The organism is Paenibacillus validus NBRC 15382 (genome assembly GCF_004000985.1).
GTDB lineage: Bacteria > Bacillota > Bacilli > Paenibacillales > NBRC-103111 > Paenibacillus_G > Paenibacillus_G validus.
Genome location: NZ_BIMH01000036.1, coordinates 24,787 through 40,670, shown reverse-complemented (window position 1 = coordinate 40,670; position 15,884 = coordinate 24,787). Strand labels below are relative to the sequence as shown.

Genomic DNA, 15,884 nt, shown 5'->3' with positions numbered 1-15,884 from the left:
GAAGCCTCGGAAGGAGTGACGACCGGTTATGAAACGAATAGGGCTGCCGATTCTGCTGGTGCTGGCGCTGTTGATCACCGGCTTCACCTTGGTGCAGAACCTTAAACTGACGGAGCCGACTGGCTTCGATCCCGCCCGCAAGATCGATGCCAAAGCGATGGAGCAAATCTTGATGACGGCTGAGGCGCCGAAGACGGCTTCACAGCGTAGGCATTCCGGCGTCCAAGCGCCTTCTTTTACATTGAAGACGTTGGAGGGCGAAACGGTAACGATCGGCGGATCTAGGAACCGGCCGGTGCTGATCCATTTTTGGGCCAGCTGGTGCGAGGCGTGCGCGGTGGAGGCTCCCACGTTGAAGCGGCTGCATGAGCAGTACAAGGATCATGTGGACTTTTACGGAATCAACGTCTCGACGGAAGAAAAGAACCCCGAGCGCATCTCGGCATTCATGCGGATGAACGGCTTAGCCTATCCGACGCTGATGGACGAGAATAAGCGTGCGGCTTATTTATACGAGCTTCATGCACTGCCGACGACATTTCTGATCGATAAAGACGGTTATATCGCCGATACGTTCCATATGGCCGATCCGATAGAGTTCGAGCAGAAGCTGGAGCGCTTGTCGAGCGAATAATGGGGAGGAATGAGGACACATGAGGTTTCAGGCAAGAATCGCGGCGCTTCTGATCCTAACACTGTATGTCAGCCTGCTTCTGCCGGCGGTTCATCTCGAAGCGGCTGCGAAAGCGACCGGCTTTATAGAGGATCATTTTGATCAAAGCTACATCAATGACAATTGGGAGATCATCGAGGGTTCGTGGGCCATCTCATCCGGCAAGCTGACCGTGCCTGCAGGCCGGGGCTACAAGGCTTTGGCCAAGAGCGCGGAGCTGCAGGATTTCACGGTCGAAACGGAGATCAGCCTTGCCAATCGTAACGGGGACGCCGGCCTTTTGTTTCGGGTCGCCGACGCCTCTTCAGGAGCCGACAATGTGAAGGGCTATTATGCGGGAATCAGCGCCGGCGGCACGGGCAGCGTGTTTCTCGGCCGGATGAATAACAACTGGACGGAGTTAAAGCGCTCTTCCATCACGGTGAACCCGAACGTAACCTATCGTTTTAAAGTGACGGCTGCAGGCCCGCTCATTCGCTTTTATGTGAATGACGCCCTTGTGCTGGAGCATACCGATAACAGCTACGCATCGGGGAAAATCGGCGTCCGGATCTATCAATCCGAGGCGATTTACGACAATCTGAGGATCAAGCAACAAGACGAAAGCTTGGCGTTCGAGGATACGTTCGAGGATCCTCCGTCAGTCTCCGGGCTTGAGAAATGGAAGGTGATCGACGGCGTTTGGGGCCTGCAAGCGGGAGGCGTTACTGTGCAAGCCGGAGGCGCTGGTGCGAAGCTGCTGGCCAAGGACGCGGACTTCGGCGACGCCACCGTGGAAACGGAGCTGAAGCTTGCTGCTGCGGATGCGAATGCCGGCCTGCTCTTCCGCGTGGCCGGTGCCGGGCCCGGATCCTCTAACGTTCACGGCTATTATGCCGGATTAAGCGCCGACGGAAATGTGACGTTGGAGCGAATGAACGGCGACCGTACGGTGCTGCAAACGGTGAAGGCGCTGGAACAGGTCGATCCGAACCGGTTGTATCAGCTGAAGGTTGCGACGTACGGTGATCAGATCCAGGTGTATGTAGAGGATATGCACAAGCCCTTGATTACGGTGACGGATGACAGCCCGCAGCGTTTAAAGTCCGGCGGAATCGGCTACCGCGTCGAGCGTGGACAGCCGGTGTTCGATCATTTCATCGCCAGCGAATACGCCGTTCCGGTTGAAGCGTTCAAGGAGCCGGTAGCCAATAAAGCGCCGCTCGTACAAACGCCCTTCGTTTCGCTGCCGCTCGGCTCCGTGAAGGCCGAAGGCTGGCTGCTGAAGCAGCTTGAGCTGATGAAGGACGGAGCTACCGGCTACGCGGAGGATTTGTATGCGGAGCTCGGCAGCAACACCGAATGGCTGGGAGGCACGGCGCCCGATACGAACTGGGAGCGGCCCGTGTATTATGTGAAGGGCCTGGTAGCGCTCGCTTATACGTTAAACGATCCCGGGCTGATCGCCAAATCGCAAAAATGGGTCAACTGGATGCTGCAGAGCCAGCGCGCGGACGGTAATTTCGGACCGAAGAGCGACAATGACTGGTGGCCGCGGATGGTTGCTATCTATGTGCTGAAGGACTATTACGAAGCGACCGGCGATGCGCGGGTGACCGATTTTCTCACCAAGTATTTTCACTATCAGCTCGCGAATCTGGATCAGCAGCCGCTGTTCGATTGGGGGAAAATACGCAATGGCGACAACATGAACGTGGTGCTCTGGCTTTACAACCGGACGGGGGATGCGTCATTGCTGCAGCTGGCGGAGAAGCTGAACGCGCAAGGGTTCGATGTGACGGATCTGTTGACGAACAACAAATTTTTGGAACCGGCCCGGACGAACCCGGACAATTTCTATACGCAGCATACCGTAAACGTGAATCAATCGATCAAAACGCCGGCGATTTACTACCAGCTTTCGAAAAACGATGCGGATAAGAACGCCTATGATGCCGGCGTCGCAAATCTGAATCGCTCGCACAATCAAATCACCGGGATCAACGCAGGCACCGAGATGCTCTCGGGTCTGGCATCGACGCAGGGCGTCGAGCTCTGCGCGATCGTGGAGCGCATTCACAGCGATGCGGTGACGGCGATGATCACGGGCGAAGCGTCCGTAGGAGACGCACTTGAAAAGCTGACCTTCAACTCACTTCCCGGCGCGATGAGCAAGGACATCAAGACACATCAATATTACTCGCTTCCGAATCAGATTCAGAGCCGGAATACGGACCACGGCTTTAAGCAGAATTACGACAATGGCACCGTGCAGTCGCCGTTTTCCGGCTTTCCGTGCTGCCGCTTCAATTTACATATGGGCTGGCCTTATTTTGTCAAAGATATGTGGGCGGCAACGAGTGACGGGGGACTTGGCGTGATTGCATACGGTCCGAGCCGGGTATCGGCGAAAATCAAAGGAGCGGATGTGACGATTCGGGAGGCCACGAATTATCCGTTCGAGGACCAGCTTCGGTTTACCGTGGAGCAGGCTTCGGCCAGTGTAGCCTTTCCGCTCAAGCTGCGCATACCGGCCTGGACGGACGGGGCGGCAGTCAAGGTGAACGGCGAACCGCAGCCGGCGGTTACATCCGGCGGCTACTATACGATTGAACGGACGTGGAGCCAGGGCGATACGGTGGAGCTGACGCTGCCGATGAAGCTTCGGATGTCTACGTGGGTGAATAATTCGGTCGGCATCGAACGCGGGCCGCTCGTCTATTCGTTGAAAATCGACGAGAAGTGGACCGAGCAATCGAATCCGGCGCCTCAGGTGACGGAGCCCGGCTTTAAGCAGTACAACATCACGGCAGACAATCCGTGGAATTACGGACTGCTGATCGATCGGGCTCATCCGGAGGCATCGATTCAGGTCGTCACCTCGGAGATGCCGGACAATCCGTTCGAGCAGGCGAAGACGCCCGTGAAGCTGGTTGCCAAAGGCAAGCTGATCCCGACCTGGGGCAAGGCCCCGAACGGCGTGTCGGCGGCAGAGCCGCCGGTAGGGCCGGTTTATTCCGCGGAGCCCACGGTCAACCTGACGCTCGTTCCGTTCGGATCGGAAAATCTGCGCGTGACTTACTTCCCGGAGGTGACCGGGGACGAGAACGTCTCGCCGGCCAAATACGAGGCGGAGCAAGCACAGATCCACAATGCCAAGGTGAATACGAACAACAGTTACGCATCCGCCTCGAGCTATGTCGGCCATATCGATTTTCCCGACAGCTATGTCAATTTCAATGAGGTTGTCGCACCGAAGAGCGGTGTATACAGGCTGTATGTGTGGTATGCGCAGAATACAGGGAATTATCGTCCCGCAACGGCCCGCATCATCGTGAATGACGGGCAGGAGCAACACGTGGATTTGACGGGGACGATCGGCTGGGGCCGGTTTATGGCGACCAGCGTTCAGGTCGAGCTTCAGGAAGGGATCAACAGCATCAAATTTATGCGGGGAACGGCTGCGGACGCAGGCTTTTACGAGCTGGATTACATCGCTCTTGCTTCAAGGGCTGCTGTCGGCACGGACGTTGACAGAACGGCTCTTCAGCAGGCGGCGGCCGACGCACAGACCAAGCACGATGCAGCGGCAGAGGATAACCGGCACGGGTATTACATCGCCGGTGCGAAGGCGGCTCTCCAAAGCTCCATCGAGCAGGCCCGTCTGGTAGCGGCCGATGCGGAGGCAACCGGGGAGCAGGTGAAGAACGCTTACGAAGCCTTGACGGAGGCCGTACAGCGCTTCGAGGCCAAGCGGATCAATGCCAACCTGAACGGCTCAGCCGGAGTTACCATAGGCGACCTGGCGATGGCGGCCCGTTCATACGGGAAGCAATCGAAAGAGGCGGACTGGGATGCGAATGCGGCTAAGGCCGACGTCAACCAAGACGGCAAGGTGGACATGGAAGACCTTGCGATTGTGGCAAGATCGATTTAAGACGAGAAGAAAGGGTGAAGCAGTTCATGAGTATGCGTCGAAAGTGGGCAGCGGTAACGACCGCTCTTAGTCTATGCGCAGCCGTTTGGATCACGCCGGGAGGAGCGGCGGCGGGCAGCCCGGCCTATGAATTGACGGCTTCGCGCACAAGCCTGAACATCGGTCAGGAGCTCCGCGTTACGATAACGGGGGAACAGCTGGTCGATTTGTACGGTTATGATTTGGAGCTGCATTTCGATACGAGCCGGCTTGAATATATCGGGATGTCCACAGGAATAACCGGAGGGTTCAGCATTACGCCGGATCCGAACGTCAGTCCGCCAAGGCTGATCGATGAGAAGCTCGCCCAAGGCGATATTTTGTTCGGCTTTACCAAAACCGGAGACGCTTCAGGACAAAGCGGGCAGGCCACGCTCGGCACGGTCATCTTTAAGGCGAAATCAGCGGGACAGGCGACGGTGACGCTGGGGCGCGTAAAGCTGATACCGGCCGATTCCAAGGCGCCGGCGGTCACCGCGTCGCCTGAACTTGAGGTACGCGCATCGGTTTCGGGCAGCGGTGAAACCGACGGCGACCCAACGGGGGGAGGCGATACCGGCGGCGGCAGCAGCGGAGGCAATGCCGGACAACAGCCGAATGCCGCCGCGCTAACGGAGGTGGAGGTCAAGGACGGCAAAGCGTCCGTAAGGCTGCCGGAGAGCGCATCGACGGCTATCGTTCCTTTTGACAAGGTATCCGGACATGAGTTGGAGGTTCAAGCGGGACAGCTTGCTATGAAGGTGAAGCCGGAGCTGCTGGCTGCCTTGGCTGCCCGAGCGAACGATTTGAAGGGGGCGACCGTGGAGGTGAAGATGGTTCCGGTAACGGGGCTGGCGGCTCCTGCACCGACTGCGGGAGCCGGAGCCAAGATCAAGATAGCCGGCGTGGTGTATGACCTGCAGGTCACGCTGCGGTCGGCAGACGGTCAGGCGTTTGACGCAGGAATCGTCTCAGGCGGCATTCAGCTCACGTTCACTTACGACGCGTCGACGGTGGACGAATCGCTTCTCGGCGTGTACTATTTCAACGAAGCGACGAAGGCATGGGCGTATGTAGGCGGCACTCTTGAACCCGCTTCCGGACAAATGACGGTAACGCTGGAGCATTTAAGCCGCTATGCGCTGCTGGAACTCGACAAGACCTATGCGGACGTACCCGCTGAGCATTGGGCCTACCGCACCTTGAAGGTGCTGTCTGCCCGGCATGTAGTGAACGGCGTAACGGAAACCGAGTTCAAGCCGAACGGCAAGACGACCCGGGCGGAGTTTGCCGCCATGCTTGTCCGCAGTCTGGAACTGGCGCCAAGTGCTGCGCCGTCGCCTTTCACGGATATCGCGGCAAGCGCTTGGTACGCAAGCGACGTGACGGCCGCCTATCAGGCGGGCATCGTGCAGGGCGTCTCCTTGAACGAATTTGCGCCGGATGCCCCGATAACCCGGGAGCAGATGGCAGCCTTGCTGGTTAGAGCGTATAAGCAGAACGGCGGTCAGGCGACAGGGGCCGGCGGCGGCGGGCTTCTGACGTTTACGGACGGTTCGGAGGTATCGCGCTGGGCTCAGGCGGAGGTGAGCGAGGCGATTGCGCTTGGTCTGATGAAGGGCAAGGGGGCGATGCAGTTCGATCCTGGAGCAGATGCCGTACGTGCGGAGACGGCGCAGGCCATCCTGAATTTGCTGAAGAAGTAACTGTGCCCTGAAAGAGAAGGAAAGATCCCCGATTGCTTGGAGCGGTTGGGGATCGTTTCTATACAGATCATAAAATTACAAAAAAAGAACAGGATATTGTAAATACTTTGTCCGGCCCGTTTTCTACAATAAGAGGGGGGCAGCATTCAATTCAGAAAGAAGGGAGGCTTTACGTGTTGTAAGCGCAATCAAAAAGTCTTGACCATTTCTATGAATCGGAGGTCGTTCACAATCATGAAGTGGAAAAAAACGCTGCGTGTAGGTTTCATTGCCGTCTGGGTGCTCGTGTTTACTTTGACCAGTTTGCGGGTGCCCGGCCGGGCGCTAGCCGCCGAGAGCGTGACTGCACCCGAGGAAACGCACGGTCTGAAAGCCGAATATTACCTGAATTCCGGAGCCCCTAACTTTACGTTCGGCGAGCTGAAATCAACGATCATCGACCCGAACATCGACTTCGGCAGCCTTGAGGGGGTGTTCAGTGCGCTAACGGGTCGAAACGATCGCGTCAGTGTCCGATGGACCGGCTTTATACAGCCGGAAACGACAGAGAACTATACCTTTTCGATCATCGGGGATAACGGCTTCCGGTTGTGGATTGACAACAAGCTGGTGATCGATCACTGGGTCGACGATTGGGATAAGGAGCAAACCGGCGCTCCCCTAGCGCTAACCGCCGGGCAGAAGCATGAATTCAAGCTCGAATACTTCGAGAATAACGGCGGCTCCAACCTCCATCTGCGATGGTCCAGTCCCCGTGTGCCGAAGCAGGCCGTCCCGACCCAAGCCTTCTATCCGCCGGCCGGCTTCGATTATGGCGGGACGGTAGCAACGGACGGCTCTACAGCCGAGGTCGTGCTGAGCGAGCCGCTCCAAGAGCTGCCGGCCGGATTGACGGAGCATCTTCGCATTCAGGTGGTGGGCGTCGATTGGCCGATCGCTTCGGCATCGCTTAAGCCCGGCGAACCGCATGTCATCATGCTGAGCTTTGCCTATCCGATTTACTCGAAGGACGTCTGGCTTGTACGTGCAGGCTACGACGGAAAGGGCGGGCTGAACACCCGGGACGGCGCAGCCGTCGCGGCCTTCGATGTCCAGCTGAAAAACCGCTCGACGTATCAAATTACGACCCCTTGGGCGGCCGAAGTGAACCCGGAGAACGTGCTGCCGGACTATCCGCGACCGCAGCTGGTCCGCGGGCAGTGGGCCAATTTGAACGGGGAATGGGAGTTCGAAGCGGCGAAGGAAGACGATGCCGTTCCGACAGGCAGGACGCTGGGGGAAAAAATCCTCGTGCCTTTTGCAGCAGAATCGGTATTGTCCGGGATTAACCGGGTGGAGGACCGGATGTGGTACAAACGGTCGTTTACCGTTCCGGACAGCTGGAGCGGGCAGCGCGTGAACCTCAATTTCGGCGCGGTGGACTATTTGGCCACGGTGTATGTCAACGGCAAGCTTATCGGCAGTCACAAGGGCGGCTACACGTCGTTCAGCTTCGATATTACGGATGCATTGGTGAGCGGATCGAACGAGCTGATCGTACATGTGCTGGATCAAACCGATATGGGCGAGGATCAGGCGGTCGGTAAGCAAACGGTTAAAAAGCTGGGCGGCATCTGGTATACGTCGGTGTCCGGCATTTGGCAAACCGTCTGGCTGGAGCCGGTAGCAAACGCACATATCGAGAAGCTGGATATGACGCCGGATTTGCAGAGCCAAGCGCTGAAGCTGACGCCGGCCGTCCAAGGGGCCCCGGGTCTTACGGTCGAAGCCGTCGCCAAGGTTGGCGGAGAGATCGTCGGCCGTGTGACCGGAGCGGCAGGCGAGACGCTGCAGCTGCCCGTGCCGAACCCAAGGCTGTGGTCGCCGGACGATCCGTTCCTGTATGATTTGACCGTGCGCCTGAAGAACGGGGAGCAGGTCGCGGATGAGGTAACCAGCTATTTCGGCATGCGGGAAATCAAGCTCGGGATGGAGGATGGGGTGCTGCGTCCGCTCCTGAACGGTAAATTTGTGTTCCAGATGGGACCGCTGGATCAGGGCTATTATCCGGACGGCTTGTATACGGCACCGACGGATGAGGCGCTGAAGTTCGATCTGCAAACCGTCAAGCGGGTCGGGATGAACATGGTCCGCAAGCATATCAAGGTCGAGCCCGCCCGTTGGTATTACTGGGCCGATAAGCTCGGTGTGCTGGTCTGGCAGGATATGCCAAGCCTGGAGGACCGTCAGGGCAACCGGGGTTCCGACATTACGCCAGCGACCAAGACCCAGTGGCTGAAGGAGTACAAGGAGATGGTCGATCAGCTCCGCAGCGCACCGTCTATTGTCGTTTGGACCGTCTTTAACGAAGGCTGGGGCCAATTCGACTGGGGCGGACAGCAAACAAGAGACGCGGCCAATTACGTGAAGGGACTCGATTCGACGCGTCTCATCAACAATACCAGCGGCTGGCAGGATTCCGGCGCAGGCGATTTGATCGATGCGCATGCGTATCCGGCGCCGACCTCGCCGACTCCAACCCAGACGCGCGCTGCGGTGCTGGGCGAGTACGGCGGACTCGGCCTGCATGTACCGGGCCATGAGTGGAGCCCGCTCGTGTTCTCGTACCAGCTGATGAACAGCAAGCAGGAGCTGACCGACAAATATGTGCAGTTCATCGACCGATTGAAGCAGCTGAAGCAAAGCCCTGGCTTAAGTGCCGCTATCTATACGCAAATCACAGATGTTGAATACGAGATAAACGGACTTCTGTCGTATGATCGCAAGGTCGAGAAGCTGGATTTCAACCGGATCGCCAAAGCGCACCGCGAGCTGATCGGCGGCGTGACGAGGGAGGACCTGATCGATGAGCTCCAGCTGGCGGAGCAGCTATTAAGCCGCCTCCAGGCTGGTGATGGCGCCGGCCAATATCCGCAGGAGGCAATCGCCGCCTATCGTTCCACAGTTGACGCTGCGAAGGCCGTGAGCATGAACGGCAGCTCGACGGCCAATGACTGGATTCATGCGATGAATGCGTTGAAGGCGGCTAAATGGCAGCTCGTCGTAAGCGTGAATGATCCGATTCCGCAGGGCGCCGTTACAGACTCGTTTGCGACCGGTACGCTGGATCCGGCTTGGTCCATTTACCGGGAGGATGCGGCCCGCTGGAGCTTGACGGCCAAACCGGGCAGCTTGCGGCTGCAAACCTTGTCGGGGGATAGCCATCAAACCTCTAACTCGCTGAAAAACGTATTTCTGCGCAAAGCCCCGGAGGGCGATTTCGCCATAACGACGAAGGTCACGGCGCCTGTCGCCAAAAATCATCAGCAGGCCGGTTTAATCATTTGGCAGAACGAGGACAACTATGTGAGGCTGGGCCATGTATGGGATACTGTCGGCAGTACGGGCAAATCGCTGGAAACGGCGGTCGAGCGGAATGCGGTATACACCAAAGCGACGAATATGGCGAAGCATCCGGGTACCGATACCGTCTACCTGCAAATCAAAAAGACCGGCAACGTGTACACGACGCACTACTGGGACGGGGCGGCATGGGCGCCGGCGGCTGATCCGGTGCAGGCCGATTTGACGAATCTTCAAATCGGGTTTTACGGCCTGTCGGCCGGGGACAACACCTCCATGACGGCCGACTTCGACTACTTCTCGGTCGGAGCTCCGGTTCAAGCGCAGCCTAAGGCCTCGCTTACGGGGCCGGCGGTTGTAGGGTCCGGGCAGTCCTTTGACCTGACGTACAGCTTAAGCGATGTGGCTGGAAACGTGTACGGCAGCGTCTATGCTCAAGATGTTACGGTCGGCTTTGACCCGTCTAAGCTGGAGCTAACGGACGCCGTATCGGTAAAGGACGGCTTCAGCCTGCTGGAGAAGCGCGAGCTGGAGCCGGGTAAGGTGCGCATGGTCGGCGCCAGCCTTGGCGGCGGAGCGGAGGCGAACGGCGCTTGGCTGAAGCTCTCGTTTAAGGCGAAGCCGACGGCTGCACCGGGCAGCGCCTACACCTCCATTCAGCTGAGCGGTATCGCGATTGCGGACAGAACCGGAGTGGAGACGACGATTCCCGGCACAACCCATCAGCTTCAAGTCACGGCGGAAGCGCCGGATAAATCGGATTTGAACGAAGCGATCGCAGCTGCGCAGGCCAAAGTGGATGCGGCCGTGGAAGACCTGCGGCACGGCTATTATTTGCCGGGCTCCAGGGCGGCGATGCAGGTGATTATTGCGCAAGCGGCAATCGTAGCGAACGACGCGGAGGCGACGCAGCAGCAAATTACGGAAGCCTTAAACGCGCTGACAACGGCTATGCTGGCGTTTGAAGGACGTAAAATCAACGCCGATCTGAACGGAAACGGCAGCATTTCGATCGGCGATTTGGCCATCATAGCGAGCCATTACGGCAAGCAACAGGGGGACAGCGGCTGGTCCGCGACAGCTGATCTGAATCAGGACGGCAAGGTCGATATTCAAGATCTGACCACTGTGGCCAGATCCGTGCTGCAATAAGCCATCAAGCAGGTTTATACCGAACAGGCTTCCGTAAGCAATCTTTGCGGAAGCCTGTTTGGCGTTCGCGCTGTATGCGAAATAGAACGGAAATTTGTAAAAAATAACCTTTCCGTCTAAATACACCTGGCAGCCTTGAACTTAAAATGAAAGTTAAGCTGAGCTTCCGGGAGTTTGATACTCTCCATAAACGCAAGCAGGAATACCGATGATGGGAAGGAAGGTGCTCACCTAATGAGTGACAATCTATTGTTGAAAATGGAAGGCGTCAGCAAGTCCTTTCCCGGGGTTAAAGCGCTGAGTGATGTGAATTTTACGTTACATCGGGGTGAAATTCATGCGCTGATGGGCGAGAACGGCGCAGGAAAATCGACACTGATTAAAGTGCTGACCGGCGTCTATACCATGGATGCGGGACAGGTGTGGCTGGAGGGAAAGCCGGTGATCGTCCGGTCGCCGCAGGAGGCGCAGAGCATCGGCATCAGTACGGTGTATCAGGAAATTAATCTGTGTCCCAATTTATCGGTGGCGGAAAACTTGTTTATCGGGCGGGTGCCGAGGAAAAGAGGGGGCATTGACTGGAAGCGGATCAACGAGCAGAGCGAGATCCGGCTCCAGCGGCTCAACCTGAACATCGACGTCAGACAGCCCTTGTCTGAATACTCCGTGGCCATTCAGCAGATGGTGGCGATCGCACGCGCCGTCGATATGTCGAGCGGCGTGCTTATTCTGGATGAGCCGACCTCGAGCCTGGATAACAAAGAGGTGGCGCAGCTGTTCGCGGTCATGCGGAAGCTTCGCGAAGATGGACTTGGCATCGTATTTGTCACGCACTTTCTAGATCAGGTGTACGAGGTGACGGACCGCATCACGATTCTGCGCAACGGGGCGCTTGTTGGCGAATACCCCACGAAAGAGCTGCCCAAGAGCAGTCTCGTTTCCAAAATGATCGGCCGGGAGTGGAAGGAAGAGGAGCGCCAGCGGAAAATGACCCCAAGCTTATCCTCCGAGGCGATCGTCTCGACGAAAGGCTTAAGCCGCGTTGGCTCCATCCAGCCGGTCAGCCTCTCGGTGAAGAAGGGCGAGGTTGTCGGCCTGGCGGGTCTTCTCGGCTCCGGCCGGACGGAAATCGCCAAGCTGATTTTCGGCATCGATCAGGCCGACGACGGGGTGCTGGTGATCGGGGAGGAAACGTTCCGTTCGATCTATCCGAAGCAGGCAATCCGCCAGGGGCTCGGGTTTTGTCCGGAGGATCGCAAGGTGGCAGGCATTGTGGGCGAGCTGACGATCCGCGAAAATATCGTGCTTGCCCTGCAGGCGAAGCTGGGCTTGTTCCGTCACATCCCGCTGAAGAAGCAGCAGGAGCTCGCCCAGCACTTTATCGATCTGCTGCGCATCAAAACCCCTGGCATGGAACAGCGCATCGACAATCTAAGCGGAGGCAACCAGCAAAAGGTCATTCTGGCCAGATGGCTGGCGACCCAGCCCAAGCTGCTTATTCTGGACGAACCGACACGCGGGATCGATGTCGGCTCCAAGGGAGAGATTCGCAAGCTGATCCTTGAACTGGCCTCCGGCGGTCTGTCGATCCTGATCATTTCCTCCGAGCTCCAGGAGATGATCGAATGCTGCGACCGGATCGTGGTGCTGCGGGACCGGGTGCAAATTGGCGAAGTAGCCGGGGATGCGATGAACGAATCAAACATCATGCGAATGATTGCGGAAGGAGCCGAGCCGAATGTCGCTTATAAAACAACGGGCGCTTAACTTCACACGAATGAAAATATTTTGGCCGGTGCTGGCGTTGACGGCAATATTGCTGTTCAATTTCATCTTTGTACCCGGCTTTTTTCAAATCGAAATAAAAGACGGTCACCTGTTCGGCAGCTTGATCGACGTCCTGAACCGGGCGGCGCCGACGCTGATTATCGCCATCGGTATGACGCTCGTCATCGCCAAGGAGGGCATCGATATTTCGGTCGGCTCCGTACTCGCGATTGCAGGGGCGGTCTCCATTTCGCTGCTGGAGTCGACACCGCTCTGGGTAGCCATTCTTGCGGCGCTTGCCGTCGGGATCCTGTGCGGACTTTGGAACGGCATGCTCGTGTCGGTGTTCGGCATTCAGCCGATGGTCGGCACGCTCATTCTCATGACGGTCGGCCGGGGCATCGCCCAGCTGATCACGGAAGGGCAGGTGCTGACCACAAGCAACGCGGCGTACGGGTATATCGGCAAAGGCTTTCTGTTCGGTCTTCCGTTCTCTGTTTATGTAGCCGCAGCCGTGTTCGGCCTTGTTTATGTGTTGAAAAAACGTACGGCCCTCGGTCTGTTCCTGGAAGCGACGGGCACGAACAAAATATCCAGTGAGTACGCGGGCGTGGAGCCGCGCAAAATTTACTTGTTCGTCTATGCGGTATGCGGCTTATGCGCCGCCATCGCGGGGCTGCTGGTCAGCTCCAATATCAGCAGCGCGGACGCCAACAACGCGGGGCTGTGGATTGAGCTGGACGCGATTCTGGCTGTCGTGATCGGCGGAACCTCGATGCGCGGAGGACGATTTTACTTGGCGGGCACCGTCGTCGGGGCGCTGTTCATCCAGTCTTTAAGCACGACGATTTACTCGATGGGGATTCCGCCTGAGCGTATTCTCGTCGTGAAGGCGTTCGTCGTCATCGTCGTCAGCCTGCTGCAGTCGGAGCGCTTCCGCGAGCTGTTCCAAAGCCGCACGAAGCAGGCGGTGGCCGAATCATGAAGCTCAAAGTGAGGATCAATCAGAACAATATCATCATTTTGACGACTACGCTGCTCATTACACTGCTTTATGCAGCGGGCTCGTTCTTGTATACCGGATTTTTCTCCTGGCAGGTGTTCTTCAATTTATTCATCGACAACGCCTATCTGATTATCGTAGCCACGGGACTTGCCTTCGTCATTATTGCGGGAGGCATCGATTTATCCGTCGCCTCCGTCGTCGCGCTGGTCAGCGTATTGTCCGCGTCGCTGCTGCAGGAAGGCATGAACGCCTACTTGGTCATGGCGCTATCGCTGCTGCTAGGAACGTTCTTCGGTGCGGGGCAAGGCTATATCATCCACCGCTTTCAGCTGCATCCATGGATCGTGACGCTCGCCGGTATGTTCCTGGCCCGCGGTATCAGCTATTTGATCAGCACGGAAAGCCTTGTCATCAACGATGCGACCTACAAAGCCATCTCCAGGTTTAAAATTCCGGTCTTCGGCGACAATACGATATCGGTCAGCGTAGTGATTGCCCTTGCGATGGTCGTGATAGCGGTATACATGTCCAAATACACCGAATTCGGCCGGGGGGTGTATGCGATCGGAGGCAACGAGAAGTCCGCTGTGCTGATGGGCTTGCCGGTCGCGCGCATCACGGTGCTGGTGTACACGTTCAGCGGCTTCTGTTCGGCTCTGGGGGGGATCGTATTCACGTTCTACATGCTGTCGGGGTATACGCTGCACTTGATGGGCATGGAGATGGACGCGATCGCCGCATGCGTCATCGGCGGCATTCTGTTAACCGGCGGCTTCGGCTATTTGATCGGACCGGTGCTCGGCGTTTTGTGCTCGGGCATCATTCAAACGATCGTCATGTATCAAGGCACGCTGAGCTCCTGGTGGACGAAAATCGCCGTAGGCTTTCTGCTATTCTTGTTTATCCTGCTCCAGCGTTTGATCTTGCTTCGACGCGAGCGCAGGAAGACGATTACGCACACTTCCCCTGGGCCGGGAGCCGATGCGAAGCAGTCGGCCGGGTCATCTGTGGAGTCGCCGGGAGGGGCTGCGCATTAAGCAGACGATAACTATAATGTGCCGAAATTAGCAAATTATAACGCTATATTCTAAATACAAGCGCTTACCAAACATCTTATAGTGAAGGTGTAAACATGATCAACCAAAGGGAGGAACACAAGTATGTTGTTCAAGATGAAAAGACCGTTTCAACTGGTTACGGCGCTGACGCTGGCAGGTATGCTGCTAACGGCGTGCGGGAGCTCGGGAGGTTCGGCGACAGGTGGCTCATCGTCCGGCGGGGAATCGAAAGCGGCGCCTGCGCCCGCTCCTGCGCCTGCGCCCGCGCCGGAAACGAAGGCCGATAAGAAGATTGTGCTCGGCTTCTCCCAGATCGGGGCGGAGAGCGGCTGGCGGGATGCGGAAACGCAGTCGATTAAAGAAACGTTCGGCAACGACGCGCAGTTCGAGCTGAAGTTCTCCGATGCGCAGCAGAAGCAGGAAAACCAAATTAAGGCGATCCGTTCCTTTATCGCCCAGAAGGTCGATGTCATCGCGCTGGCGCCGGTCGTCGAATCGGGCTGGGAGCCGGTGCTGGAGGAAGCGAAGGCGGCCAAAATTCCGGTATTCCTGCTGGACCGCACGGTTAAGGTGAACGATGAGTCCCTGTACACGGCATTTATCGGCTCCGACTTTATTCTGGAGGGCCAGAATGCGGCCAAGACGATGATAGAGCAGCTGGGTGCGGACAAAAAGGTAAACATCGTCGAGCTGCAGGGCACGGTGGGGGCTAGTGCGGCGAACGACCGCAAGAAGGGCTTCGAGGAAGGCATTAAATCGAATCCGAACTATAAAATCATCAAGTCGCAAACCGGCGATTTCACAAGAGCCAAAGGCAAAGAGGTGATGGAAGCGTTCCTGAAATCCGACGGCAAAAATATTCATGCCGTTTATGCGCACAACGACGATATGGCGCTCGGCGCCATCCAAGCGATTGAAGAATACGGCTTGAAGCCAGGCAAAGACATCTTCATCGTGTCCGTCGACGGCGTCAAGGCGGCCTTCGAAGCGATCAAAGAAGGCAAGCTGAACGTCACCGTCGAATGTAACCCGCTGCTTGGGCCGCAGTTGAAAAAAGCGATTCTCGATCTGAAGGCCGGCACACAGCCGCCGAAATGGATCAAATCGGAGGAAGGCGTCTTCTTTGGCCAGAAAGCGATCGACGCGCTTCCAACCCGCAAATACTAAGCAGCTGCTTCAGGTCAGGTTGCAAAGGGGCTCCGGCTCCTTTGCAATTTTGCTATTCCAGATATTAACAGGAGCGTTC

General features: G+C 57.3%; 8 protein-coding genes. All 8 read left to right on the top strand.

The genetic code is table 11. From position 1 onward, the window contains the following. Nucleotides 1-28: 28 nt before the first annotated feature. The 8 genes from PVA01S_RS19570 (at nt 29) to PVA01S_RS19535 (ending at nt 15,805) form a co-directional block, all read left to right on the top strand. A complete protein-coding gene (locus PVA01S_RS19570; protein WP_127608975.1) occupies nt 29-634 on the top strand; it encodes a TlpA family protein disulfide reductase in 606 nt (201 codons plus the stop codon). Nucleotides 635-653: 19 nt separating this feature from the next. Further along, entirely contained in the window at nt 654-4,589 is a 3,936-nt protein-coding gene (locus PVA01S_RS19565) for a beta-L-arabinofuranosidase domain-containing protein (protein ID WP_127608974.1), read from the top strand. A gap of 26 nt (nt 4,590-4,615) precedes the next feature. After that, a complete protein-coding gene (locus PVA01S_RS19560) occupies nt 4,616-6,313 on the top strand; it encodes an S-layer homology domain-containing protein (RefSeq protein ID WP_127608973.1) in 1,698 nt (565 codons plus the stop codon). A 234-nt stretch (nt 6,314-6,547) separates the two neighbouring features. Then, complete coding sequence (locus PVA01S_RS19555; RefSeq protein ID WP_164751910.1) at nt 6,548-10,807, top strand: PA14 domain-containing protein; 4,260 nt, start codon at nt 6,548-6,550, stop codon at nt 10,805-10,807. Nucleotides 10,808-11,041: 234 nt separating this feature from the next. After that, nucleotides 11,042-12,574, top strand: a complete 1,533-nt coding sequence (locus PVA01S_RS19550) for a sugar ABC transporter ATP-binding protein (RefSeq protein WP_127608971.1) — start codon at nt 11,042-11,044, stop codon at nt 12,572-12,574. Beyond that, entirely contained in the window at nt 12,546-13,559 is a 1,014-nt protein-coding gene (locus PVA01S_RS19545) for an ABC transporter permease (RefSeq protein ID WP_127608970.1), read from the top strand. The genes PVA01S_RS19550 and PVA01S_RS19545 overlap by 29 nt, the downstream gene beginning before the upstream one ends. Next, nucleotides 13,556-14,617 carry a galactofuranose ABC transporter, permease protein YjfF gene (gene yjfF / locus PVA01S_RS19540; RefSeq protein ID WP_127608969.1) on the top strand — a complete coding sequence of 354 codons (1,062 nt, stop codon included), beginning with the start codon at nt 13,556-13,558 and terminating at the stop codon, nt 14,615-14,617. The genes PVA01S_RS19545 and yjfF overlap by 4 nt, the downstream gene beginning before the upstream one ends. A gap of 123 nt (nt 14,618-14,740) precedes the next feature. Continuing rightward, the gene (locus tag PVA01S_RS19535; RefSeq protein WP_244932996.1) at nt 14,741-15,805 is read left to right on the top strand and encodes an ABC transporter substrate-binding protein; all 1,065 of its coding nucleotides are present in this window, start codon (nt 14,741-14,743) and stop codon (nt 15,803-15,805) included. The last annotated feature ends 79 nt before the right edge of the window (nt 15,806-15,884 follow it).

Coding starts and splice junctions, on each gene's coding strand:
- PVA01S_RS19535 (WP_244932996.1), top strand. CDS start 14,741: ATGTTGTTCAAGATGAAAAGACCGTTTCAACTGGTTACGGCGCTGACG.
- PVA01S_RS19560 (WP_127608973.1), top strand. CDS start 4,616: ATGAGTATGCGTCGAAAGTGGGCAGCGGTAACGACCGCTCTTAGTCTA.
- PVA01S_RS19545 (WP_127608970.1), top strand. CDS start 12,546: ATGTCGCTTATAAAACAACGGGCGCTTAACTTCACACGAATGAAAATA.
- PVA01S_RS19565 (WP_127608974.1), top strand. CDS start 654: ATGAGGTTTCAGGCAAGAATCGCGGCGCTTCTGATCCTAACACTGTAT.
- yjfF (WP_127608969.1), top strand. CDS start 13,556: ATGAAGCTCAAAGTGAGGATCAATCAGAACAATATCATCATTTTGACG.
- PVA01S_RS19550 (WP_127608971.1), top strand. CDS start 11,042: ATGAGTGACAATCTATTGTTGAAAATGGAAGGCGTCAGCAAGTCCTTT.
- PVA01S_RS19570 (WP_127608975.1), top strand. CDS start 29: ATGAAACGAATAGGGCTGCCGATTCTGCTGGTGCTGGCGCTGTTGATC.
- PVA01S_RS19555 (WP_164751910.1), top strand. CDS start 6,548: ATGAAGTGGAAAAAAACGCTGCGTGTAGGTTTCATTGCCGTCTGGGTG.